The organism is Paraburkholderia sp. TE9906, assembly GCF_056279605.1.
The window spans coordinates 1-23,525 of record NZ_JBWCCT010000023.1 but is presented as its reverse complement, the minus strand read 5'-3'; the positions used below and the strand labels follow the sequence as shown (position 1 = coordinate 23,525).

At 60.8% G+C, this 23,525-nt stretch carries 24 protein-coding genes, 1 pseudogene and 1 other annotated feature; of the genes and pseudogenes, 6 read left to right on the top strand and 19 right to left on the bottom strand.

The window, feature by feature from the left end; genetic code table 11:
- Positions 1-26: 26 nt before the first annotated feature.
- The 7 genes from ACZ9H4_RS35165 to ACZ9H4_RS35135 form a co-directional block, all read right to left on the bottom strand.
- Complete coding sequence (locus ACZ9H4_RS35165) at positions 27-1,244, bottom strand: hypothetical protein (protein WP_476122717.1); 1,218 nt, start codon at positions 1,242-1,244, stop codon at positions 27-29.
- A 16-nt stretch (positions 1,245-1,260) separates the two neighbouring features.
- Positions 1,261-2,133, bottom strand: coding sequence for a hypothetical protein (locus tag ACZ9H4_RS35160; RefSeq protein ID WP_476122715.1), 873 nt, complete (start codon positions 2,131-2,133; stop codon positions 1,261-1,263).
- A gap of 144 nt (positions 2,134-2,277) precedes the next feature.
- Positions 2,278-2,598 (bottom strand): type II toxin-antitoxin system RelE/ParE family toxin, encoded by a 321-nt coding sequence (locus ACZ9H4_RS35155; RefSeq protein ID WP_476122713.1) that lies wholly within the window; start codon positions 2,596-2,598, stop codon positions 2,278-2,280.
- Positions 2,595-2,864 (bottom strand): type II toxin-antitoxin system ParD family antitoxin, encoded by a 270-nt coding sequence (locus tag ACZ9H4_RS35150; RefSeq protein ID WP_088176933.1) that lies wholly within the window; start codon positions 2,862-2,864, stop codon positions 2,595-2,597. Before ACZ9H4_RS35150 ends, ACZ9H4_RS35155 begins: the two co-directional genes overlap by 4 nt.
- Positions 2,865-3,031: 167 nt before the next feature.
- Complete coding sequence (locus tag ACZ9H4_RS35145; RefSeq protein ID WP_476122711.1) at positions 3,032-3,493, bottom strand: SET domain-containing protein; 462 nt, start codon at positions 3,491-3,493, stop codon at positions 3,032-3,034.
- A gap of 65 nt (positions 3,494-3,558) precedes the next feature.
- On the bottom strand, positions 3,559-3,912 hold the full coding sequence (locus tag ACZ9H4_RS35140) for a hypothetical protein (RefSeq protein WP_476122709.1): 354 nt from the start codon (positions 3,910-3,912) through the stop codon (positions 3,559-3,561).
- A 35-nt stretch (positions 3,913-3,947) separates the two neighbouring features.
- Positions 3,948-4,991 (bottom strand): DNA-binding protein, encoded by a 1,044-nt coding sequence (locus tag ACZ9H4_RS35135; protein WP_476122804.1) that lies wholly within the window; start codon positions 4,989-4,991, stop codon positions 3,948-3,950.
- A 186-nt stretch (positions 4,992-5,177) separates the two neighbouring features.
- On the opposite strand from ACZ9H4_RS35135, the gene ACZ9H4_RS35130 reads away from it, so the two are divergent.
- Positions 5,178-6,415, top strand: a protein-coding gene (locus ACZ9H4_RS35130) for an IS3 family transposase (RefSeq protein ID WP_476122707.1) whose coding sequence is annotated in 2 segments (ribosomal slippage) — positions 5,178-5,481 and positions 5,481-6,415 — 1,239 coding nt in all. Because the reading frame shifts where the segments join, the coding sequence is not laid out codon by codon here.
- Positions 5,468-5,584: a sequence feature (AL1L pseudoknot), on the top strand. Its footprint overlaps the gene before it by 117 nt.
- A 477-nt stretch (positions 6,416-6,892) precedes the next feature.
- On the opposite strand, the gene ACZ9H4_RS35125 is transcribed toward ACZ9H4_RS35130, so the two are convergent.
- Positions 6,893-7,789, bottom strand: coding sequence for a LysR family transcriptional regulator (locus ACZ9H4_RS35125; protein WP_408157603.1), 897 nt, complete (start codon positions 7,787-7,789; stop codon positions 6,893-6,895).
- A gap of 172 nt (positions 7,790-7,961) precedes the next feature.
- Between ACZ9H4_RS35125 and ACZ9H4_RS35120 the strand changes: the two genes are divergently transcribed.
- The 4 genes from ACZ9H4_RS35120 to ACZ9H4_RS35105 are packed head-to-tail and all read left to right on the top strand — an operon-like array spanning position 7,962 to position 12,267.
- On the top strand, positions 7,962-8,300 hold the full coding sequence (locus ACZ9H4_RS35120) for a DUF485 domain-containing protein (protein ID WP_476122705.1): 339 nt from the start codon (positions 7,962-7,964) through the stop codon (positions 8,298-8,300).
- Entirely contained in the window at positions 8,290-10,146 is a 1,857-nt protein-coding gene (locus ACZ9H4_RS35115; protein WP_476122703.1) for a solute symporter family protein, read from the top strand. Before ACZ9H4_RS35120 ends, ACZ9H4_RS35115 begins: the two co-directional genes overlap by 11 nt.
- A 29-nt stretch (positions 10,147-10,175) precedes the next feature.
- On the top strand, positions 10,176-11,219 hold the full coding sequence (locus ACZ9H4_RS35110) for a carbon-nitrogen hydrolase family protein (RefSeq protein ID WP_408157597.1): 1,044 nt from the start codon (positions 10,176-10,178) through the stop codon (positions 11,217-11,219).
- Position 11,220: 1 nt separating this feature from the next.
- The gene (locus ACZ9H4_RS35105; protein ID WP_476122700.1) at positions 11,221-12,267 is read left to right on the top strand and encodes a molybdopterin-dependent oxidoreductase; all 1,047 of its coding nucleotides are present in this window, start codon (positions 11,221-11,223) and stop codon (positions 12,265-12,267) included.
- A gap of 505 nt (positions 12,268-12,772) precedes the next feature.
- On the opposite strand, the gene ACZ9H4_RS35100 is transcribed toward ACZ9H4_RS35105, so the two are convergent.
- A complete protein-coding gene (locus ACZ9H4_RS35100; RefSeq protein WP_476122698.1) occupies positions 12,773-13,789 on the bottom strand; it encodes a zinc-dependent alcohol dehydrogenase family protein in 1,017 nt (338 codons plus the stop codon).
- A 127-nt stretch (positions 13,790-13,916) separates the two neighbouring features.
- On the opposite strand from ACZ9H4_RS35100, the gene ACZ9H4_RS35095 reads away from it, so the two are divergent.
- Positions 13,917-14,846, top strand: a complete 930-nt coding sequence (locus tag ACZ9H4_RS35095; RefSeq protein ID WP_408157591.1) for a LysR family transcriptional regulator — start codon at positions 13,917-13,919, stop codon at positions 14,844-14,846.
- Between the two features lie 251 nt (positions 14,847-15,097).
- Here the strand turns inward: ACZ9H4_RS35095 and ACZ9H4_RS35090 are convergent.
- The 10 genes and pseudogenes from ACZ9H4_RS35090 to ACZ9H4_RS35045 all read right to left on the bottom strand — a co-directional run.
- Positions 15,098-15,406: pseudogene (locus ACZ9H4_RS35090) on the bottom strand (IS5/IS1182 family transposase); the annotation flags it as partial.
- 66 nt (positions 15,407-15,472) lie between these two features.
- Positions 15,473-15,781 (bottom strand): ATP-binding protein, encoded by a 309-nt coding sequence (locus ACZ9H4_RS35085; RefSeq protein WP_476122696.1) that lies wholly within the window; start codon positions 15,779-15,781, stop codon positions 15,473-15,475.
- A 360-nt stretch (positions 15,782-16,141) separates the two neighbouring features.
- The gene (locus tag ACZ9H4_RS35080; RefSeq protein WP_476122694.1) at positions 16,142-17,350 is read right to left on the bottom strand and encodes an IS91 family transposase; all 1,209 of its coding nucleotides are present in this window, start codon (positions 17,348-17,350) and stop codon (positions 16,142-16,144) included.
- Positions 17,351-17,358: 8 nt separating this feature from the next.
- Positions 17,359-18,237, bottom strand: a complete 879-nt coding sequence (locus ACZ9H4_RS35075; RefSeq protein WP_408157585.1) for a tyrosine-type recombinase/integrase — start codon at positions 18,235-18,237, stop codon at positions 17,359-17,361.
- A gap of 261 nt (positions 18,238-18,498) precedes the next feature.
- Positions 18,499-19,530: a tyrosine-type recombinase/integrase gene (locus tag ACZ9H4_RS35070; protein WP_476122691.1), complete on the bottom strand. Its 1,032-nt coding sequence runs from the start codon at positions 19,528-19,530 to the stop codon at positions 18,499-18,501.
- On the bottom strand, positions 19,527-20,504 hold the full coding sequence (locus ACZ9H4_RS35065; RefSeq protein WP_476122689.1) for a tyrosine-type recombinase/integrase: 978 nt from the start codon (positions 20,502-20,504) through the stop codon (positions 19,527-19,529). Before ACZ9H4_RS35065 ends, ACZ9H4_RS35070 begins: the two co-directional genes overlap by 4 nt.
- Entirely contained in the window at positions 20,501-21,718 is a 1,218-nt protein-coding gene (locus ACZ9H4_RS35060; protein ID WP_476122687.1) for a tyrosine-type recombinase/integrase, read from the bottom strand. The genes ACZ9H4_RS35065 and ACZ9H4_RS35060 overlap by 4 nt, the downstream gene beginning before the upstream one ends.
- A 35-nt stretch (positions 21,719-21,753) precedes the next feature.
- Positions 21,754-22,356, bottom strand: a complete 603-nt coding sequence (locus ACZ9H4_RS35055) for an ATP-binding protein (RefSeq protein WP_459252518.1) — start codon at positions 22,354-22,356, stop codon at positions 21,754-21,756.
- Positions 22,357-22,358: 2 nt separating this feature from the next.
- Entirely contained in the window at positions 22,359-22,577 is a 219-nt protein-coding gene (locus ACZ9H4_RS35050) for a hypothetical protein (RefSeq protein WP_408157577.1), read from the bottom strand.
- 123 nt (positions 22,578-22,700) lie between these two features.
- Positions 22,701-23,525 (bottom strand): LysR family transcriptional regulator (locus tag ACZ9H4_RS35045; protein WP_476122685.1); only part of this gene is annotated, 825 nt, incomplete at its 5' end.

The window sequence follows — 23,525 nt, the reverse complement described above, 5'->3', positions numbered from 1 at the left end:
TCCCGTAACCGGGATGCATCGCGACGTTATGCGACCCAATGATGCGCCAGCACCGTGGCGACTAACGAATGCCCCGGAATGGCCGCAAACTGCTCCCGCAGACGCCTGTTGAGCTGGTCACGTTCCATGCCGGAAGCAAGGGCCGCATCCGCCAGCGCCCCGTAGGCATCCAGCACATCGCTCCCCGTGATTTCGTACCCGAAGCCTGCGGCCATCCAGTGCAGCGCTGCCGTGCCACAGGCCACTGCGAATTCAGGCTTGCGCTGCGCAAAATCGCGTGCGGCTCGCGTCAGGGTTCGCGGGTCGGTGGGGCCGCGCATCGCGAGCGACGCCGCCAGATCGAGCAGGCCGGCGTCCTTCGCGGCGGCGAACCATTTCCCCTCTGCGCCGGGACTGCTCGCGACCAGGTCGTGGAGAATGCTGTCGGAACTCCTGTCCGGATATTTCTTTGCGATGGCACGGAATGTCGCGAGATGCGTGGTGGCCTGATTGGCCTCGATTGCGTAACGCCGATAGGCCTCGTCCATCATGCCCGACGACAGAAGGATCGCTTCGCATTTGCGGGCGATGGCGGCAGTGGGCGCATTCAGCTCCCTCGACGCTTCCGCGTAACGCAGTGCTTCAGCCGAACGATTTAATGCGATCAGTGCATCCACCCCGTATTGGCGATACCCCCACCAGTTCAGGCGCGCGCCATCCACAAGAGCGAGTAGTTCCGCATGGCGCCGGGCGGCATTGAGCGCACTCAGGCAGGCGGTGGTACCCGCGAAATGCTCCCCCAGTCCTTCAGCGCCCATCACGCGCGCTGTTATCGGCAACAACCGGTCTGCCCATGAGGACGCGATGTCGGGCGAAGCACACAGGTCACCCCAGCGATCGCCCAGCTGTTCGATATACGGCATCGCGTCATCCTGGAGCGCGTCAAACAGGCGTTCCAGCCAGCGCATCCGGACCGGAGCGGGCACGTCCACCCCGGCAATGACCGGCGCAAGCGCGTCGATTGCGCGATTCACGGCGGTGCCAATTGCCCCCGAGGAGCTGTCTACGTGTTCAAGCGCTGGCGAAAGCTTTTCGAGCAAAACGACCGCGCCGTCCGCGGCGAGAACAGGATCGGCACGGGCGATCTGCCGGATCTCCGCCAGCGCTTCTTTCAGACGCTGGATCGGCAACGCGGATTTCCAGCCGAAGGCGCCACGTCTGAACCGCGTGGCGAACGCCCATTTGTGAGAGGTTGTGCGTGTCATGCTCCGGGGTACCAGCTCAGCGCGTCTTCATATAGGCGGCGTACAGCGCCGTGTTGAGCGCCTGCAGTTCGCGCCGGGTTTCCAGCAGTTCGTGATGCCGGCCTTGACGCTCCAGACCGAGTAACTCGAGCATCACCTTCGCCGCCCGCTCGGGCGCATTGCGTCGCGAAGGCTCTGCCTGTCTGAGCAGCGGCGCGAGGCCGGCCTTTTCCGTGAGTACCCACGCCGGAAACCATGCGAGATCGTCAATGTCGCCGGCGCCGTCGAACGACGTATCGAAGTTGCGCCGCAACGTGTTGACGCACGCGTCGCCAAGCCGGCTCAAAAGCTGGTCAAACCTTGATGGAGAAAGCCACGCAAGTTCCACCAGCAATGGCCAGGCCGCGTCCAGGCCATCGAGCCGGTAACGTGCCTCCGTCATCCAGCAAAGCGGCGCTGGAATCCGTCGCCAGGACGCGATGCGCGATATCGCATCGGAGGCCTCGGCCCACCGCGCAGCAAGCAGGAAGAGCGGCGCCGCGTGCGCATCCGCGTGGTCCGCACGGAAAGGCAGCGCAGCGGCGCGCCCGGCCAGTTCTGCCCAGAGCGGTGCGAGCCAGGTCGCCCCGGTCTGCCTCGGGAACACATGCGCGACGGCGGGCTGGACTTCGTGAGATAGCGACTGGCGAGCCTGCAGGGCGGCTTCGTGACGGTCAAACGGTACCGTCGATCGACCCTCGAGAGCATTGACGATCGGACCGAAATACACCTGGGCGACATCGTCCGGATACTCGTTCACAAGGGCCTGCAGCGCGCGCCGCGCGCCCGCGGCATCGTACCGCTGCAACGCTGACAGGACGTCATTGCGCAGCATCACGTCGCGGCTGTCGTTGAAAATGTCGAGCTGCATCCGTTGGATTCAGATCAGTTGGCTGGTCAGGCTGAAGAGATTAATCCATTTGACCGCGCATCTCAATTTCCTGTCGTGCTCATCGACTGACTCGACGATTGCGCGCCGACCGCTCGCGTCGGGGACCGCGGTGCGGGCGCGTCATCAGTGGTCGTGTTCCGTCGGCTCTGCGAAAGACGGTTCCCAGGCTTGTCCGCCATAGAACACGCCAACGATTGACACCACCTCAGGATCCACAAGGTAAGCAATGACGGCGCGCTGCCGGTAGTGGGTCACGCGCAGGCCAGGCAACAGATCATCGCGCGGGACGCCGCGCTCAGGGAACGTCTGCAGGCGCAGGCAGAAATTCACAATGGCGTCCACGTAGCGAGCCGCCGTGACGGGCGAACCCGCTTCAATGATGAACCGTTCCAAGTCCTCAAGCTGGTCCCGCGCTTCCGGGGCAAACTGCACCCGGTAGGTCATGCGGCGCCCGAGCGCTTCTTCGCCAGGTGAGCGCGCACCTGCTCGGGCGTGAGCGCGCGCGCGGGCTCCGCGCGCAACGCTTCGGCCGCAGGCACCACCTCGTCGCGCAGCCAGGCCTCGATGGCCCTGTCGCGGGCCGCGAGGGTGCGTAGCCCGTCGCGGATCACCTCGCTTTCAGAGGCATATTCGCCGCTGGCGACCTTGGTGCGGATGAGCTCGGCCATCTCGTTGGGCAGGGTAATGCTGAACTGCTGTGTGGTACGCATGGCGCTCTCCAAGCTGACAGGATTTAATCCTACTCCGTCGACGGGGGGCTGGCAAGGCGCGCCGGCCTTGCACAGATGACGATAGCAGCTGCGCGCGACGGGACGGCGCACAGCATGACGGATCTTCCTGCGGCGAACCCTTTCGAAGGAAAAGCTGGATGCGTCTGTCAGGGGCGCGCTTGATATCTGTTCGCAAACGCCAGCATCGAACCAGTACATCGCTTCGCCCCACAGCGACAGGCATAGTCAGCGATCAGTTCGGGAGTAATCGCGTCATCGATAGTGAGTCCATAGGCGATACAAAGCTCGTCGCCCGGCATCACGTCCCTGAGTGTTTCGATGAAAACCCGCCCCCGCTCGTCCTCGATCGCCTCGCAGTTCGGCTGGCAGGAGTGGTTCAGCCAGCGGGCGCTGTTGCCCCCTACGCTCCCGTCGATCACCCGCCCGTCAGCCAGTCCGAAAATGAACGTGTGGCCGGGCATGCCGGAGCGCCGATAGCGGGCAGAGGCCCGTCGCCACGAGGTCACCTCACCGCGATATTCGAAGATCCGCTGGCCGGCTGGAATCGCGCGTAGCGCGAACACACCTCGCCCATGCACCGATGATTTCCTGACCGTCACGCGCCGCACTTCTGACTCCTGATCCGTTGAAGCCTGCGAGCATATCGCGCTGCGCGGCAACCGTCACGATCGCGTCAGAACAACCGGGTCTGCCTGGGATCACGTGGCGGGGGCCGGGAAACATCAATCCGGCTGGTTTGCCGGCGTTTGCCGCGCCTGTCTCCGACCCGCTGCAGCCGTGCCAGCATCAGGCATTCCACTGCCCCATCGTTGAAGCGCAACTCGAACACGCCGGTTTCACCCGCCGGACACGGCGCCGTTGCGCGGAACGACAGGCGCAGCCCCCGCCGTTTCGCGCGGGCGATCATCTGCGTGCGACTCATGCCGTGCCAGCAATCCGACATGAAGCGCGTCACGGTCCCGGGCAGGGACTCATGCGCGACGCCCTGCGGCAGCGTCAGTCCGGCGAGCAGGTAGATATCAGCCATGCAGTCCATTTCCCTGGTGGCGAATTACCGTGTGTTTATACCGTTTTCTTGCGACGCGTTGCTGGTTTGGTGCTCGGCACGGCGCTAGGCGACCGGGTTGGCCGTGGTGCCTTCCGGACTCCGGCCGGGACGGCCAGGGCGACCGATGGCCGGGTTTCCCGCGCACGCGCTTCGGCCTCCCGCAGCGTCATCATCTCCGCCTGCAGCCGCAGATTCTCCATCTGAACAGCATCCAGCCGCCCCTGCAGCACGCCCGCCTGATGACGTGCATCGCCCGCCTGCGCCTGGATGGTTTCCAATGCACGGCGATGGTCGGCATCCTTCCGGTCCGCCCGGCGTGTGGCGTCGTCGAGCTCCTTCTGCAGCTTCGTTGCGGCGCTTCGCTCGCGATCGATCTCCAGCAGGGCGCGCTTCTCGGACGCACGGAGCCGATCTTCCGCGCGTTCCGCCGCTTCCCGCTGCTTCGCCAGATCGCGCGAAAACCCTTCCCTGACCTCCACCAGCTCGCGGTCGCGCGCGGCCAGCGCCGCCCTGATCCGCGCCAGCTCCGCCTCCAGCGCCTGACGCTGCGCGTGGCCTTCCGCCTGCGCCTTTTCCAGCTCGCGGATCTCAACCTGCGCGGCCAGCAGCGCGGCGGTGCGCTGCTCGAGCGCGCTCTCGGTGCGACCCAGCTCATCGCGGGCGGCAACGACCGACTGCTGCGCATCGACCCGCTGCGCCTCGAGTTCGGCGCGCAGCGCGTCGAGCGCAGCTTCGGCTGACGCGGTGGCGCGCGACCAGAGGGTGGCGACCAGTTCCCCGGCGGCCGCACCGAGATCGGCGGGCAGGTCGGGATGTTCGATGCGTACCCGACTCTTCTCGCGCAGTTCCGCCCAGAACTCGCCGAGCACGCCTGTCGGCGTGCCCATGCTACCGCGCCGGACCAGCTGATACAGGCGGTTGGCGGTCGGCGTGATGCCATAACGGAAGAACAGCAGCGCGCAGACCTCGCGATAGAGCTCGCGTGTCTTCGGGAACGCCGCCTTCAGGCGCTCGATCTCGGCGGCCAGCGCCGCGTCAGGGGACAGGACGTCACTCATGAGGATCTTCACTGGTGAATTTTCCTTAATATTACTACGTAAACCGATTGTTTTGTAACGCACTCTTCCTTTAATTTTGACATTAATCCTATAATGTTGAAATTTGATAGCGTCGATGCGACAATCATCGCGTGACTGAACCGCACCGGGTTTTCCGGAGACTCCAACCTTTGAGAGAATGGAGTCATGGAAAACATCAAGAAGAAATCACCAAGGTATTCGCCGGAAGTCCGTGAACGGGCAGTCCGGATGGTGCACGAGCATCGCGGCGAACATGAATCGCAATGGAAAGTAATCGCGTCGATTGCCGCGAAGATGGGCTGTTCCGGCGAGACGCTGCGTAACTGGGTACGTCAGGACGAACGCAATCGGGGCCTGCGGGCCGACGGCAACAGCGCCGATCAGGAACGCCTGAAAGAACTGGAACGGGAGAACCGTGAACTGCGCCAGGTCAATGAGATCCTGCGCAAGGCATCGGCGTATTTCGCACAGGCGGAGCTCGACCGCCGACCGAAGTGATGGTCACGTTCATTGATAATCACCGGCAGGTCTACGGGGTCGAGCCGATCTGCAGGGTGCTGCCGATCGCCCCGTCGACGTATTACCAGCATGTGGCCCGGCGCGCCGATCCAGCACATCTGCCGGCGCGGGCCCAGCGTGACGCGATGCTATGCGTGCACATCCGGCGCGTGTGGAACGATAACTTCCAGGTGTACGGGGTTCGCAAGGTGTGGCGGCAACTCGCACGCGAAGGCATCCGGGCGGCCCGCTGTACGGTAGAGCGGTTGATGAAGAGGCTGGGGCTGCGTGGTGTGCGGCGAGGCAGATTTATCCGGACGACCGTGAGCGACAGTTCGAGGCCATGTCCGCTGGACCGTGTGCAGCGGCAGTTCACGGCCGAACGGCCCAATGCACTGTGGGTGTCAGATTTTACCTATGTATCGAGCTGGCAGGGCTTCATCTATGTCGCCTTCGTCACTGACGTGTTTGCCCGGCGCATTGTCGGCTGGCGTGTATCGGCATCGGCGCATACGGACTTCGTGCTGGATGCGCTCGAGCAGGCCCTGTATGAACGACAGCCGGTGCAGCAGGACGGGCTGATCCATCACAGCGACCGCGGCGTCCAATACGTTTCAATCCGCTATACAGATCGCCTGTCCGATGCCGGCATCGAGCCGTCCGTGGGCAGCGTGGGCGACTCCTACGATAACGCCCTGACCGAAACGATCAACGGCCTGTACAAGGCCGAAGTGATTCATCGGCTGGGCCCGTGGCGCAATCTGCAGGCCGTCGAGATGGCCACGCTCGATTGGGTCGACTGGTTCAATCACCGCCGGCTGCTTGAGCCCATCGGCAACATCCCACCTGCCGAGGCGGAAGCCGCCTATTATGCAAAACTCGCTGGGTTCGCCATTGCGGCGTAACTCAAGCAAACCAGTCTCCGGGATTCCCGGTGCGGTTCAGTCGGCCGACGGATTTCCGGCTTGGTTTTTTCGTTAGCCTTCGTCGTCGCCTGGATAACCATCGGATCAGGCCTCCTGTCAGTTATGTTTTCGTTGTCGGGCACAATGCATCATGATCCCGGTTCTGCCTGGAATCTTGATAAATATACGCGCAGCTTACCAAACAACCGACTGATTCAGGCTATCGGGCACGTAGCAGGCCCGGCTCTGACAGCCACGGCGGCTCTTCTGCACGGCGTGGCCGCAGGTCGCCAGGCTGCGCAAGGGCATCCGTAGATCAATGTATCGGTGCAAATGCCCTCGGTTTCCAATATATGTTGGCCATGGACTTTTTTCGCCAGATCAATCTCATACAAATGTCTGATCGACCATGCGTATGCCGTTCCGAGCGGAACTTGCAGGGTGCGACATCCATGCGTTCGCGCGTCGCGCCGCCGCTCAGCGCATCGGATAATCACGCTCCATAATTTCAGCGAGAAACGTCGCCACTTTGCGCATCCGTGGAACCCGTTGCAGATATTGATGCGAACTCAACCATACATCTCTCCGGACGTCGATCTGTCCGTCGAGAATCCGCACGAGACCGAAACGCTCCGCCCTCGCGAAAGCCGGCAGCATTACGATGCCCGCGCCTGATGCCGCGGCAAACATCTGCGCCAGCATGCTGCTCGAAAAAAAGCCGACCGATGGATTGACGATCACGTCATCGAGCCATCGGACGGCGTCGAGCTGGATCAGGTCAGGGATATAGCCGACGAAACGATGCTTCCGCAAGTCTTTCACCGACTTTGGCGTACCGGATTCGCGCAGATATACCGCGTGCGCGTACAGATGCAGCGGAAACTGTCCGATTCGCCGGATATCGAGGTTGGGTCCCAGCGGTTCGAAGAAGCCCAGAAAGATGTCCGCCTCGCGATGCGAGATGCGGACGTCATGCGCCGACGTCACGAGTTCAATCGCGATGGACGGATGCTGCCGTTTCAGTTCGACGCACTGTTCGCTCAGATACAGCGATGCGATTCCTTCCATCGTCGCGATCCGGACATGCCCAGTCAGGTCGGGGTGATCTGCGTCGAGCGTATCGCCGAGTGCAAGCACGTTCGCTTCGATCGCTTCGACAAATGTCAGCATGTCCCGGCCTTGCGCGTTCAGCCGGTAACCCGTCCGGTCGCGTTCGAAAACAGGCGTCCCCAGCGCGAATTCAAGCGCCGAAACGCGTCGCCCGACCGTCGCGTGATCCATCGTGAGCGCCCGGCCTGCTTTCGAGAGATTGCCTGCGCGCGCGACCGAAAGAAAAATGCGCAGATCGTCCCAACTAAGGCGGTTCAGATTCATCTGAAGTAATCAAAAGAAGTCCGGTTCCTAGATTATCGCTGTGCAAAATTGCACAGGCCACTGATTGTTTTCAAGTTTGTCAGCAGGATCTTCCTCCTTAGACTCAACTCATCGCACGGTTCAAGCGCACCCGGCGCGCTGGATTGCGCCCATACCTCACAGGGAAATCACCATGAATGACGCAGAGATCGACTGGGACGCCATCTACGGCAGCGAGCGTTTCCAGCAACTGGCGCGCAGACGGCGCAATACGATCGTCGCACTCGGCGCGCTCGCAGCCGTCTACTACTTTTCGATTCCTGCACTGATTGCATGGGCGCCCGACTTCTTCAAGATCCGCCTTGCTCCTGGCATCAATCTGGGGACGCTGTTTGCAGTCTCGCAGTACCCATTTGGTGGCGTCATTGCCTGCGTGTTTCTGCGGCGCATTGCGACACTCGATAACGCTGCGACGACGCTGGCACCCGAGAAACCGCTCGTCGCGTCGCAGGAGGAAAGCCATGCGTTCTAAGAAAGCCGCCAGCTTTGCAGGCGCGGCCGTCGTCGTTTCCTCATCGGCCAGCGCCGAGCCGGTCGCCACGACAGCAATTACGCATCATGCATTGACCTTCGTCGTGTTCGGTCTTGTGATCTTTTCCACTTTGCTGATTACCTGGTACGCCTCGCGCCGCAACCGGACTGCGGGTGATTTCTACACGGCGGGCGGAGCGATCAGCCCCGCCAAGAACGGCCTGGCGATCGCTGGTGATTACTTGTCCGCAGCGGCTTTTTTGGGTGCGTCGGGACTGATTGCGCTGTACGGCTTCGATGGGATCATCTACCTGGTCGGCTTTTTCGCAGCGTTCATTCCCGTGTTGCTGTTCATTGCCGAGCCGTGCCGGAACCTGGGGCGTTACACGATTGGCGACGTACTCGCCATGCGCAACGGTTTCCGCTCGACCAAGGCGGTGTCGGCGGTCTCAAGCGTCGTGGTCGCGCTTGCCTACATGATTCCGCAGATAGTCGGCGGCGCGGTGATCGTGCGAGCACTGGTCGGTATCGACTATGTCGTCTCGGTCATCGGCGTCGGTACCTTGATGCTGATTTACGTGGCGTGCGGCGGCATGCGCGCGACAACCTGGGTGCAAGTAATCAAGGCAATGCTGCTGATCGGTGCGTCATTCATCCTCGTCGTGCTCGCCTGGCTACCGTTCGGTTTTCGCGTGCCGGCGTTCATGAATGCCGTCGTACAAAGCCCTCTCGTGCAGGCACATGTCGCAAGCATGTCGGCTGCGGTGTCGTTGCGCGGCGACGAACTCGGCTGGCGCTTTCTTGAACCTGGTCTGTTCCTCAACAAACCGCTGGAACTACTGTCGCTGGGACTTGCTCTCGTGCTCGGTACGGCCGCCATGCCACACATCCTGATGCGCTTCTTCACGGTGAAAGATGCGCGGGCTGCGCGTCACTCGGTGATGTGGGCGATGCTCGGGATCGGCGGCTGCCATCTGTTGATCGTCGTGATCGGATTTGCTGCTGCGTATTTTGTGGGTGCGCCACTAATTTCGTCGCTCGACAAAGGAGGCAATCTGGCCGCACCGTTGCTGGCCCAGGCGTTGACCGGCGGTCCGAACAGTGTCGGCGGCGATCTGATGCTGGCGTTTATCGCGGCCGTTGCATTCGCAACGATCGTTGCGGTGGTCGCGGGTCTGACGCTGGCCGCGGCATCGTCGCTCGCTCACGACGTGTATGTCGGCGCACTGCGCAACGGTCAGGCCAGCGAGCGCCAACAGGTGTTCGCCGCGCGGATCGCTACGCTATTCGTGGGAGCGGTCGCGATTTCAGTAAGCATTCTGGCGCGCGGTCAGAACGTCGCGCAACTCGTGGGGGTGGCTTATGCGGTCGCGGCTTCGGCCAATCTGCCTGCGCTTGTCCTGACCTTGTACTGGAAGCGTTGCACGACGCAAGGCGTACTCGTCGGCATCGTCGGCGGGACGCTGGCCGCTATCTCTCTCGTGGTCGTATCGCCCAACATGACCTACCCCGCGATGGTGCGGCAAACGGCGCTCCGCCACATTGCCTCGATCGACTCCCGCTTGCCCACGATTCACGATTCCGCTATACGCAATGGGCTGGTCGCCGAAAGGACGGCCGCGCTTGCGACTGCAAGCAGCATTGCGCCGGATGCCACCAGCATCATTGGATTGAAAGCGCCACTGGTCGGTCTGCGCAATCCGGGGATTATCTCGATCCCCATCGGCTTCCTGCTGGTCTTCCTGGTCTCCCTGTTCACGCGCGATACGACAGCGAGGTCGCGTTGGGCTGAACTTGTCGTGCGCAGAGAAACCGGCTACGGCGCGGTGACGGCGCTCGATCATTGACTCCTTGTCGAATCATCTCCGGAATAAAAATGTCTTACCTTCCCATTGTCAAAGTAGCTGCGGCGCACGCTGCACCTGTGTTCCTGAACAAGCGCGCGACGGTCGCCAAAGCGATCTCGCTGATTCGCGAAGCGAGCCATCATGGCGCACAACTGGTCGCGTTCCCGGAGTCGTTTATCCCGGCGTTTCCGGTATGGGCGTCACTGTGGGCGCCTATCGACAATCACGATCTGTTCGAAACGTTTGCGCAGGAAAGCCTGTACGCGGACGGCCCCGAGATCACAGAAATTGCGGCCGAAGCAGCTCGCAGCGGCGTGTTCGTGTCACTAGGCTTTAGCGAGCGTTCGCATGCCAGCGTGGGCTGTGTGTGGAACTCGAACGTGCTGATCGATGGCCACGGTGTGGTGGTGAATCATCATCGGAAGCTGGTGCCTACCTTTTACGAAAAGCTGGTGTGGGCCGCGGGCGATGGCGCGGGCCTGCGAGTCGTCGATACGCCGGTTGGGCGCATCGGCGGTCTGATTTGCGGCGAGAACACGAATCCGCTGGCACGTTACGCGTTGATTGCGCAAGGCGAACAGATTCACATTTCGAGCTGGCCAGCGCTATGGCCGACGCGCCGACCTTCGAGCGGCGGCAACTTCAACAATGTCGCCGCGAACCGCCTCCGTGCCGGCGCGCATTCGTTCGAGGCGAAGGCTTTCGGCATCATTTCGGCTGGCTATATGGATGCCGGGATGCGCGACTATCTCGTCGCGCGCGACCCGAATTGCGCAGCGGTGCTCGACGGTTCCCCGCGTGCGGCGACGATGTTCGTCGATCCGACGGGGTCGCCGGTCGGCGACATGCTCAGCGACGACGAAGGCATCGCTTACGCGGAATTCGATCTGAACCGTTGCGTCGAGCCCAAGCAATTTCATGACGTGGTCGGCTATTACAACCGGTACGACGTGTTTTCGCTCACGGTGAATCGCGAGCGTCAGGAGCCTGTCACGTGGAGCGAGCAGGCCACTGTAGCGTCTGCTCCGTACGCTGGAAAAGAAGTTTCAGTGACTGAGTCGGCGCTCAAGTGATATGGACCAAAGAAAGCAATGCAAGGCGCCGTTTGCCAGCGGAATAACAGTTACCCATAAAGGGTATTTTCTGCGAATCGCCGACCGTGGAGTGCAAGCGCTAACCGAGTATGTCACCGACGATGACCAACTCTTCGTCGTTACTCACATGGCGCTCATCGAGGTTGATCCGCAAATGTGGTCGTTGCGTGTCGACGGAATGGTGACGAATCCAATAAGCATTACGCTCGATGAGATACTTGCCTTGCCGCGACACGATGTGCATTCAGTGCATGAATGCGCTGGCAGCCCGCTAACGCCGAAGGTCGCCAAGCGGCGAGTCGGTAACGTCGTATGGAATGGCGTACGTTTATCCGACGTGCTTGATCTTTGCGGTATCCAACCCGGAGCGGCATACGTCTGGACCGAAGGACTTGAATGGGGTGAGTTCGCAGGAATAAAAGACGAGGCATTCGTCAAGGACCTCCCACTGCACAAGGCGTTGGCGCCGGAGGTTCTTCTCGCTGTAGCGCTTAACGGCAAGCCGCTGCGGGCCGAACGTGGCGGTCCCGTTCGTCTCGTCGTTCCCGGGTGGTACGGAACGAACTCTGTAAAATGGGTAGGCAAGATCACGCTGGCCGATCGACGTGCGCCTGGATCGTACACGACACGATTTTACAACGACCCGACGCCCGCCGGTCCGCGACCGGTCTGGGATATTGCGCCTGAGTGCGTGATAGTTTCGCCCGCGGATAATAGTGTCGTGAGTGCCGGTGAACCCACGAATATCGAAGGTTGGGCGTGGTCCGATGCCGGGGTCACGCGCGTCGAAGTGAGCGTGGATGGAGGCAAGAACTGGAAGGTGGCGAAGCATGCCGGCCGCCGAGACTTTAGTTGGCAGCACTTCAGCCTTTCATGGATCTTTCGCGTAGGCGAACATCGTATTTTTTGCCGGTGCTTTGATGCTCGCGGTGTAGGTCAGCCCGTATCGTCAGCGCGAAACGAAATACATTCGATCACGATCACGGCCATTTCGACTGCGGCCACACACAATGCAATGCCGTCGTGAAAATATTCAAGGCGCACGAATACTTCGCGCGTTGGCAAGTGATAACCGAACCATAAACACACCTCCCCGCCTGCAAGGAAAGCGCTGGAGCCTCAACAACTTCGCTACTTTCAATTCTTGCAAGCGAAGTCCATTTCGGCCGGGCGGGAAATATGCCTATGTGACGGGAGCAGCCCTGAATCAGTAGCTTGCCAAGTTGGAAGAACCTGTCAGCACGCGCGAGGCAGTAAGGCGGCTGCCTCACTGCGTTGATTCAAATTGGGCGATCAATGCGTTCTCATACATTGTGGACCCGCATCGGACCTGCGCCGGGCGGGAAGCGAACACCCACGAATACCGCTTCGCGCCACGAAGGAGCGGGTCCGAACGTTCGCTAACCGGAAATCGGACCGCCACATTCCTGCCGCTATCGAAGCACGGTCCTTGCATATCAGTGGGCATCGCCACGAAAGAGCGGGTGGAGACTGGCTTTCGTCTCGTTCTGCAGAGGCATACGACATCAACACTACGCTTCAATCTCGCTCACGTCGATGACTACCTTGCCCGCCGCCTGCCCTGCTTCCAGCTTGCGATGTGCGTCGGCCACCTGCGCCAGACTGAAACGCTGCGGATCCAGTAACGGCCTGATCTGTCCATCATCCACGAGACGCCTGATCGCATCGAGGTTCAATCCCTGCGCTTCGCGATCCCGCCCGAACATAATCGGGATGAGCACCAGTACTGTATGCAGATTGGCGCCTCGCAGATACAGGGGAGCAAGATTGTGCGTCGCTGCGCCTACCACGGTGATCACGTCGCCAGCAGGACGAATCATCTGAAAAGCTGCGTCGAGCAATGAACCACCTACGGTGTCGAAGATGACATCGAACCCCACGCCATCGGCGTACTTGTCAACCACCTCTTTTGCGTCGGTCTGAGCCAGATTAATGCTTTCGGCGGCGCCCAGTTCTTTGGCCAATGCAGCGCTTTCATCACTTCTCACTGCTGCAAACACCTGGGCACCGGCTGCCTTCGCCAATTGAACCGCGACATGCCCCACGCCGCCGGTTCCGCCCAGGATCAGCACCTTCGTCTTCGAGTCCAACTTGACCTTGTCATGCAAGGCGAGCCAGGCGGTCGTGGCAACCAAAGGTAGGGCGGCGGCCTGTCTGAAATCCAGCGTACGTGGCTTGAGCGCAATCAACGCTGCATCCGCCACGATGTACTCCGCCAACGCGCCAGAAACGTCGCCATTTGGACCCTGGAAACCACCGACAAACCCGTAGACTTCGTTCCCAACGCTAAATTGCGTGACATCAGGGCTTACAGCCTCTACCACTCCAGCGAAGTCAGTCTGAAGTACCGCAGGAAACTCGGCCGGCGTCATCGGCAAATTGGCTTTCCGCACCTTGATATCGATGTGATTGACGCTAGACGCCACGACTTTGATCAATACCTGCCCCGCGCCGGGCACGGGCTTCGGCAGATCGACAATTTTCAATACATCGGGAGATCCTTGCGTAGTAGCAATGACAGCTTTCATCTGATGATCCTTAAATCAAAACACGGACAGGCGTGCGACAAAGAGCATGCTATTGAACGCCGAAATAACTATAAAGGTAGAATTTGGACACATGCTGTGAACTGTGAGTCATCAATCGAGGTGTCGCGTGCGTTTAATCCAGAAAGTATCCGGCGTTGAAGAATTTGTCCGGGTTGCCGAATCATTGAGCTTCGCACGCGCGGCCGAATCCCTTGGCCTGACAAACTCGGGGGTATCCAAGGCGATTCGTTTGCTGGAGGGCAGATTGGGTGTGCGACTCCTTAATCGCACGACCCGCAATGTCAGTCTGACGGATGACGGATGCATCTTCTATCAGCGAGCGCGCAATTGGATTGCTGAGCTAGAGGAGATGCAAAGTTCGCTTTCTCCGGTCGATGCCGATTTGGCGGGCTCCATCAGGATCGAGATGCCGGTGACGTATGGCCGCGTATTGTTTATGCCGCACCTTGCGAGATTTTTGGAGCTTCATCCCAAGTTAACCGTTGAAGTGCGAATGAGCGATCTGTTCGCTGACCTGGTTGCAGAAGGCATTGACCTTGCCATACGTATCGGTGAATTGCCGGATTCAGACCTGATCGCCCGCCCCCTCGGACGCGTCAGTTTAGGGACATTCGCATGTCCACGTTGCCTCGATATTTTTGGCAGACCACAACGCCCTCCGGACTTGCTGTCTCATCGGCTCATTTCTTTTGTCCAGCCGTCGGGGCGTGCCAAAACGATGCGATACGTCGACGGTGACAATGAGATCGTTATTGATGCCGCTCACGCAGTGGCGGCATTCAATAACGGCGAGGCAATGACGGATGCGACGATTAACGGAATCGGTATCGCGCAATTGCCGATGTTTCACGCTCAGGACGCGCTCGATCAGGGTCGGCTGGCTCAGGTTCTGGAGGGATGGGATGCACCAGGTCCCTCCATTCAACTGGTGTATGCCTCGCGCAAACATCTTCCTAAACGGGTAAGCGTGCTGATCGACTTCATCACTAACGAAGTAAATCGGACGGGGGTTGTCGGAGACCCGCGGCCTCGCTAATGGGTGTCGACGATTTGGATGCTCGCATCGACCGTTTCTTGTTGGCCGCATCCGGGCCGACGGCGAGCGCACCAAAACCGACCCAGGCTGTGTGGAAACGCCAAGAGAATTTCAATGCACGCGGTGCCGACCTCGCGTCGCACGTTTGACGGGTTGCATGTTGACAGTTCATTCGGCGATGACGAAGTGCTGAAGGGGTCTAGTGCCCCTGAACTGCTGATTGTGAGCTTGCTTTTTAAGTCGATGGGTACTCAGCAGGCACCCACCAGCCGCATCGCTTTCATTGTCCTTTTGAATCCGAGGATTCTCAGCACCCTCATGAGGTTGTAGGCATGCACGTTCAGACTCATCTCGGTCCCCACGTTTGGCAGCCGGCGTGTCAGGAAGTGCGTGTAACCCATCCAGTGCTTGAACGTCCCGAAGACATGTTCGACGGTGCGTCTGCGTATCGTCATTGCCTCGGGCGTTTTGTCGAGTTGACGTTGAACACCTTCCAATACCGACTCGTGCTCCCATCGGGTGATTCGCCGATATGCACTTGGTGTTGCCTTTCGCCGTAAAGGAGCCGAGTGTTTTCGGCGTAATGGCGCCAGCGAAAGGCGCCTGATTCGGGGCTCGAACGGGGATCAAGAATCCTTGTTTTTACCTCCTTTCGCAAGTGCTGATTTGTTGCCCTCGGGCATCGGGCGTGGAACACGGTAGCTCTCGCCGTCGAGCACGACGCGGTACGCGGCATGTCGCAGGCGATCAAGCGTTGCGGCGCCGAGCATTTTGTTGGTCGCGAAGGCATCACCCCATTCCGTAAAATCAAGATTGCTGGTCAGGACGGTCGATGTACGTTCGTACCGTTCGGCGATCAGATCGTGGAAGTCTTCATCTTCGGGCGTGCGCATGGGTTTCAGTCCGAAATCGTCAACTAATGTTGCGCGCAACATTAAGCAGAGATTTTTTTGGTTGGCGATCGCGGCTACTGACGCGTGAACAGGCCGGTCGGGGCCAGTCCGCGATCGGTAATCAAAAAAATGTTTGTGCTAAACCGCTCCGCAGGCGCTGGCGTTTATGGGCGTTGAATGACCGTCGCGGTGATTGGTGATGCCCGGCGCACGGTTGGCGCACGCCGGAACGCGGGGGTTGTCGGGGCCCGTTGTGCGAACGCAGCGGAAATACGGACATCGATGGGCAGGGAATGCAGGGTTTCGCGGCATTCTGATGGTGCGACGACGCTAAAGCACGAGTGGGTTCGCGTTGGCCGCATGGGGGAAGACCAACGTGCGCGTGGGTGGTGCTGATGGCGGTCAGTGCACATGGCTCGGGTCAGGCGGAGCCCGCGGCAGGATGCCAGGCACACCGCCTTCGATACGGACCATGTGGCCCCTGCCGCACACGGGGCAATCGCGCAGTGATCTGCCGGTGAGCCGCTGGTAACGGTCACGGTAGTCTTCCCCGATGGTGGCTGAGGAAGCGGCGGGCGGCTCGACGCCGAGCAGCCGCCGGCAGATGGCGAGGCGGGCGGTCCGATGGCGGTTGGCGAGCCACCCGTAGCTGCGGATGCGCTTGAAGCCGGCGGGCAGCACGTGCAGCAGGAAGCGGCGGATGAACTCGTCGGCCGTGAGCGTCATGGTCCTGTGGCGGGCTTGGTGACGGTAGTCCTTCCACTGGAACAGGACCGAATCGCCATCCAGGCGCAGCAACCGGTTATTCGAGATGGCGACGCGATGCGTGTAGCGGCCCAGGTAATCGAGGACCTGTGCGGCGCCGCCAAACGGTGGTTTCGCGTAGACGACCCACTCCGCGTGAGCAGCGGGCGCGAGCCAGGCGAAGAACGCTCGTGGCTCACGCAACGGCTCGAGCTGGCCATGGAAGCGCAGCGCGCCGGCGTCGAACGCGCGGCGCAGCTGGTCGAGAAAGAGCCGCCGGAAGAGCCGCGAGAGCACCCGCACGGGCAGAAAGAAGCCCGGCCGGCAGGCGATCCAGCGCTCGCCGGCCGGGGCAATGCCGCCGCCTGGTATCACGCAGTGGACGTGCGGATGGTGCAGCAGATTCTGCCCCCACGTGTGCAGGACCGAGAGGAAGCCGATCTCCGCGCCCAGGTGTTTCGGATCGGCGGCGATGGTGCGCAGCGTCGCGGCGCTGGTGCGGAACAGCAGATCGTAGAGAGTCTTCTTGTTCTGGTACGCGAGTGCCGCGATGGGTTCGGGCAGCGTGAAGACGACATGGAAGTACTCAACCTCGGGAAGCAGTTCGGCCTGCCGGCGCTCGAGCCATTGCGCGCGGGCGAGCGACTGGCACTTCGGACAGCAGCGATGGCGACACGAGTCGTAGGCAATGCGCTGATGGCCGCAGGCATCGCACTGCTCGACATGACCGCCGAGCGCGGCGGTGCGGCACAGCTCGATGGCGCTCATTGCGCGCCGCTGGGCAAGACTGAGGGCGTCGGCATGGGTCTGCCGGTAGTGAGGGCCGCAGCGGCGGAAGACGTCCGCCACCTCGAGCGCCGGTCGCATCGCTGGCTTCAGAAGTACTCGGGCGCAGGCGGCTGGGGTGGAATGGGTGCGGGATGCGGCAGCAGGTCGAAGGGGCTGGTGGTGGCGCACACGGTGCTCGTTGCCAGCTTGAGGTAACGCGCCGTGGTCGCCATGCTGCGATGTCCCATGAGCAGCTGGATCCTGCGTACATCGGCACCGGTTTCCAGCAGATGAGTGGCGAACGCGTGCCTCAAGGAATGGGGTGTCACGGGTTTCGTGATGCCGCTGCGCTCACGTGCAAGCTGGCATACGTCGCCCACGGCATGGCGGCTGATGGGCCGCCCCGGAACGCTGCCTGGAAAAAGCCAGTCTCTCGGGTGGGCGTTCTGCCAGTACAGTCGCAGGATCTCAAGCAGGCGCGGCGAGAGCATTACGTAGCGATCCTTACGGCCTTTGCCCTGGTTCACGCGGATCATCATCCGCTGGCTGTCGATATCGGTGACCTTCAGGTGCACGACCTCCGATACACGCAGGCCAGCGGCATAGGCAGTCATCAGGATGGCACGCTGCTTCAGGCTGGGAATCGACTCGAAGAAACGCGTGACTTCATCGAAGCTGAGGATGACCGGAAGCTTCACGGGCCGCCTGGGCAAGGGAAAGTCTTCGTCGCTCCAGTCGCGTCTGAGCGAGATTCGATACAGGAAGCGCAGCGCGCCGACGGCCAGTTGCACGCTCGCGGGCGCAAGCTTGCGTTCGTTGGTCAGGTGGATGATCCAGGCGCGGATCTCGTCGGGGCCGAGCGCTTCCGGCGAACGCTGGAAGTGTCGGGCGAAACTGGAAACCTGCAGGAGATAGGTCTTCTGCGTATTGAGCGCAAGATTGCGGATCTGCATGTCGTGCAGCATGCGTTGGCGCAGCGGCGTCATGGCGAGCCTCCTGGAACAGTGGATGGAATGCCCGGTCGGGCATCTCCATCCTGCTCCTGGTGGCCTTCTCGCCAATCCGCTGTGGTTCGGCATCAGGTAACCGCACGAGGCGAACGCGAGGCACTGACTCTTGCACTCCCCCCACTACCGCGCCAGCGGATTAGTACAAATCGATTTATGTGTAGCGCGCGGTTATGTGGAGAGATCGTGCAGCAAGGCAAACCCGCCTGGTTTGAGCATGCCTTGACTGCACATAACGGGTCAGAGTCTACGCAGCCAGCCAATCAGGTCAGCACCGTTCAAGATGAATGCTCCACCTCGTGGAGGCGCGAGGATTTCTGGGAACACCTGCGCGAGTGCCTGACGTTTGAGATCGATATCGGCACGCGCATAGCGCATCGTGGTATTCAGGCTCGCGTGGCCGAGCCACTGGCTGATAGTCGCGAAGTCTACGCCAGCCTTCAGCAACTGAATCGCGGTGGTATGCCTAAGCGAATGCGGGTGGATTTCTTTGTGCGCAAGGGTTGGGTTCCGGGTGCTCGCGATGAGCATGTATTTGCGCAGCAGATAACGCACGCCAAATCGGCTCATCTGAGTACCGCGGCAATTAACGAAGACAGGCAGTTCGGCCGAGCCTTGAGCGACCAAAGGACGAGTGCGAATGAGTTCGCGCAGAAGCTGCGCAGTACGCGGCCAGATCGGGCACACTCTCACCTTGTTCCCTTTGCCACGCAGCTGGACCTGCGGCGGTGGGTCGAGCCGCAGGTCACAGATCTGCAAATTGAGGATCTCCTGCACACGAGCTCCAGTGTTGAACATCAGCGCAAACAGTGCAAAGTCGCGTTGCCCCGCTGGACTGCTCTGGTCGATGGCGGTCAGCAGTGTATCGATCTCAGCCGTTTCCAGATATTCGATCGGTGCCTCCCGCGCTGCCCGCTTAAACGGTATCCCGAGTACCTGCTGAAACGGTGCCAGATGTTCGGGATGCTCGGCAATCACGAAACGTGCGAACGCATGAATGGCGGCGAGCCGAGCGTTGCGCGTCGCGATGCTGTTGCCGCGCTCGGACTCAAGGAATTTGAGGAATCGCTTTACGTGATCGGCATTCAGATCGCTCAGATCCAAGGCTTCGATGGGGCGCCGGCTCGCGCGCGCGGTGAACCGCAGCAGCAAGACGAGGGCATCACGGTAGCTCCGTATCGTGTGCACACTGACGCCGCGCAGTGTGGGCAGATAGTCCTGGAAGAAGCGCAGCAGACATCGGCCGAGCTCTGTCGGTTTGCGCGGTTTCATGGCCTCCTCCCGCCGAGCACGTGGCCTAGATGCTTCTCGAAGCGTTCACTTGCGAGTGCCGCGATCGTCGGAACGAATGGAAGGTAGTATGCCGTCGATACGATCGAGACATGCCCCATGTAGATGGCCAGTTTCGGGAGATTCGACTGTACGTCCGCGCCTTCCTGATACCACCGGATCAAAGCCTGGACTGCAAAGCTATGCCGCAAGTCGTGAATTCGCGGACATCGTCCCTCGGCATCGCGAACGTCAGCGAGCTCGAAGAGTGCATGTATGGGACGGCTGATTCCCGTGCCGGTGTATCCACGTAGACCTCGGGTCGTATTGCACAACAATGGCGTTTCCGGGCCGGTGCCGAGCGAAGCGTTGAGGCGCTTGCGTAGGTAAAGCCGAAGTTCGCGTGCGGCATCGGTTGATAGCGGCACCAGCCGACTCTTGTGGAACTTCGACTCTCGAATCTGCAACACCCCCGACGTGGGCTCAACGTCTCGTAGCGTCAGGCGCAGCAGTTCGCCGCGCCGCAACCCGGCCGTATACAGCAGCACAATGGCGATGCGCGTCACCGCGGGTAGTAGCGGTGAGCCAAGCGTCGGCGTCAGGTGCGTGGCCGCGACCAGCATTCGTGCGACCTGATCCGGCTGCACGATGAGCGGGCGGATGTACGGACAGGGTCGCGCGAAGTACAGCGGATTGGGTACGAAACACTCGTGCTCGGCGCGCTGTCTGAACAGGCAGAACTTGTGCACCATCAACTGTCTGGCGCGACACGTATTCGGTCCCAGATGGTGCATGGTATCGCACCATCGATCGAAGCTTGCTTGATCAAGCTCCCAAACTGAGGACTGCGCGAGCCAGTGACACATCGACAGCAGGATTCGTTCTTCGTTGCGGTAGCCACGACCGAGGGCGCGTTGATGGGCAACGTAGTCTGTGATCGCAGCCTCCATGGCAAACATTGGCGTGGAGATGCTCATGGCAGCCTCCTCGAATTCGAGAGCGTCGGAACCTGCAGCGCGACGGAACGTAACATGGCAATGTCCAGTCGCAGGTAGACGCACGTGCTCTCGAGGCTGCGATGTCCCAGGATATCGCCAATGGCCTTCGTGCCCACGCCTCGATCCAGGAGACGCATCGCGAACGCGTGTCGCAGCGCATATGAGGAGCTGTTCGTGATTGGCAAGCCACTCAGCCTGGCGCGCGTGCAAAAGATGTCGACCACGCCATAGTGGGTCAGTGGCCCAGCCGGGTTTCGTGCCCGTAGGAACAAAGCGGGGCAATCACTTCCAGAGCGGCCACACCGAAGATAGCGCCGTAGCAGATTTATGGTCCTGTCCGCCAATGGCAATACCAGGACCGAACGGGTCTTGCGCTGCTGAACGTGAAGCGTCCGCGATTCCCAGTTGATAGAACGCAGCGTGAGTGCGGCAACTTCTGATGCTCGTAGACCGTAGTACGCCATCAAATGCAGGACCGCGTGGTCCCGCCAGCCAGTGCGGCTGTGACGGTCCACCGAATTAACCAGCTTCGGCACCAGCTTCCAGTCGAGCGCACGCGGGGGCAACTCGGCACGATAAGTCCGTGGCGTGTCAATGCAATGCAGTCCAGGCGTGATATCGCCACGGTCTTCGCAATAGCGCAAGAACGCCCTCAGATGCACAACGACATGCTGCAGGGTCTGACGGGTAACCTCCCGGCTCTTGAGCCGGATGTAATTCTCGACGTCCGTAGCGCCCAATGTCCGCAGCGTTCTATTGGGTAACACCGCCCGACCCAGGAAGTCCCTGAGAGTCGAGTCGTGCTGAGCGGCGGTCGAGACGGCAAACCCACGTAGCTCATGAAGGTGCTGTAGATAGTGACCGCGCAGGGCTCCGAACGGGTCGTCCGGCTCAGCCCGAATCAATCTGCCGCGCGAAGACAGAAAGCGCTCGAATGCCCGCTGCGTGCCTCGATATAGCGCAGGGAAGCGCGATGACGTAAATGCAGCGTATAGGTGTTCGGTGGCAAACTCCCCGCCGGGCTCGGCGCCATCCATCCGTTCAAGTGTTTGCTTTGCCCGAAACAAATGATCGCAGGTACTGTTGCGAGAATATCCGCTCCGACGCAGCCAGGCAGCGAAACCTTCAAGATCGGCGGCGAACCGGGATCCTTCATAGCGGCGATGTACCTTCGGAAACAATTCCTGAAGCATGGTGCCCTCCGAATACGGTGATCGGAGGAACTACGCTACTCCCACGACGAAGTTATGTTGACGAACTCCTGACCCAACCCCGCGCCCAAGCAGCGCCCAGAGGGAAACTCCACATAACCGCACGCTACACATAAGTCAATGATGAGCAGTGGCACCTTGGCAAGTGCCTGGAAGCGCCGTTCGTAGGAGCCGACAGCCTGTGCGTTGCGCAGTGCGCCGAGAAGCCGGGTCTGGGTCATGAACAGGACATCGTGCCCCTGCCGGGCGGCCGCATGGCCTAGTGCCTGCGCCAGATGGGATTTGCCCGTTCCACATGGACCGGCGATCAGCACGCTGACCTTCTCATCGATAAAGCGGCAGGTCGCCAGATCATGAACGACAGCACGATTGAGATTCGGCAGGCGGTCGAAGTCGAAACCTTCCAGTGTCTTCTGGCCACGGAAGTTCGCGCGGCGCATGCGGGCGTCGAGCTTGCGATGATCGCGCCGTGCGATCTCGTCCTGGATGAGCAACGTCAGGAAGTCGGTATAGGCGAGCTTGCGGTCGATGGCTTCACGGTTGCGCGCTTCGAGCGTGTCGAGGATGCCGGACAGTCGCAATTGCTTGAGGGAAGACGTGAGTTCGGGAATTGGATTCATGTTCAATGGATCAGGAGGGTCTGGGTATCACGGCAGAAGCGGCCGCCGTGGGTATAAGTGGTCGCGCCCGATTCAACGGGTTCGGTCGACAGCCAGCTCTGGTCGAGACCTTTCTGCAGGATCAGCTTGACGGCTTTGTAGCTTGGCGTGCCGAAGTGATTCGCGCGACGGCAGGCCGCCTCCAGGCGAGACGCGCCGAACTGCTGGGCGAAGCGCAGCACGCCCTGTACAGCGCGCAGCTTGATGAGACCTGATCGCCGAAGAGCGCGTGTAGTGACGATGCCACAGCACGACTTCGTTTCATGAAGAGCGCTTTTCGAACCGCACAATGAATGGCCCGTGCGTCATTTCAGATGTGCACGTGCGAAGTCGATAAAAGCACGCAGCTTGCGTGGCATGCCGCCAGGATTGTAGTAATAGAGGTAGAGCGCGGTCCTCGGAACCCAGTCGTCGAGCGCGCTCACCAGCCGGCCGGCCTGAATATGCGGTGCCGTGCGATGCTGAAGGTAGCTAAAGCCAAACCCGTCGAGCGCGGACTGCAACAGCAGATCGTTGTCGTTGGTCGCGATACGTCCTGCCACCGCGATGCGAATCCTCTCGTCGCCCTTCTCGAATTCCCAGCGATAAAGCGCGTTCGTGTCGGCACTCCGGTAATTGGTGCACTCGTGTCCGAGCAACTCCCTCGGATGCGCGGGAATGGCTCTTCCTTCGAGATACGCGGGCGACGCCACAATGCAGAACCGCATGTTAGTGACAAGCGGTATCGCCACCATATCCTGCGTGAGCACATTGTCGTATCGAATGCCCGCGTCGTAGCCTTTGCTGGCAATATCGACGAGACTGTTTTCAGCTATGACGTCGATATTGATATCGGGGTATGCGGCGAGGAAATCCCGCAGGATCGGGCTGATCACCAGTGAAATCGCCGAGGGCGGCACGTTCAGCCGCAGTGTGCCCGCCGTGTCGCTCGATGCGCGGCCAATTTCGCTAAAGGCAAGATTCAGTTGCTCCAGCAACGGCTGGACACGAATGAGAAATGCGTGACCGGCTTCCGTGAGGCTGACGCTGCGCGTCGTCCGATTGAAGAGCTTTGTGCCGACCTGCTTTTCCAGCTGGCGGATGACGTAGCTGGCCGCGGAATTGGACATGCCCAGCGCTTGCGCAGCGGC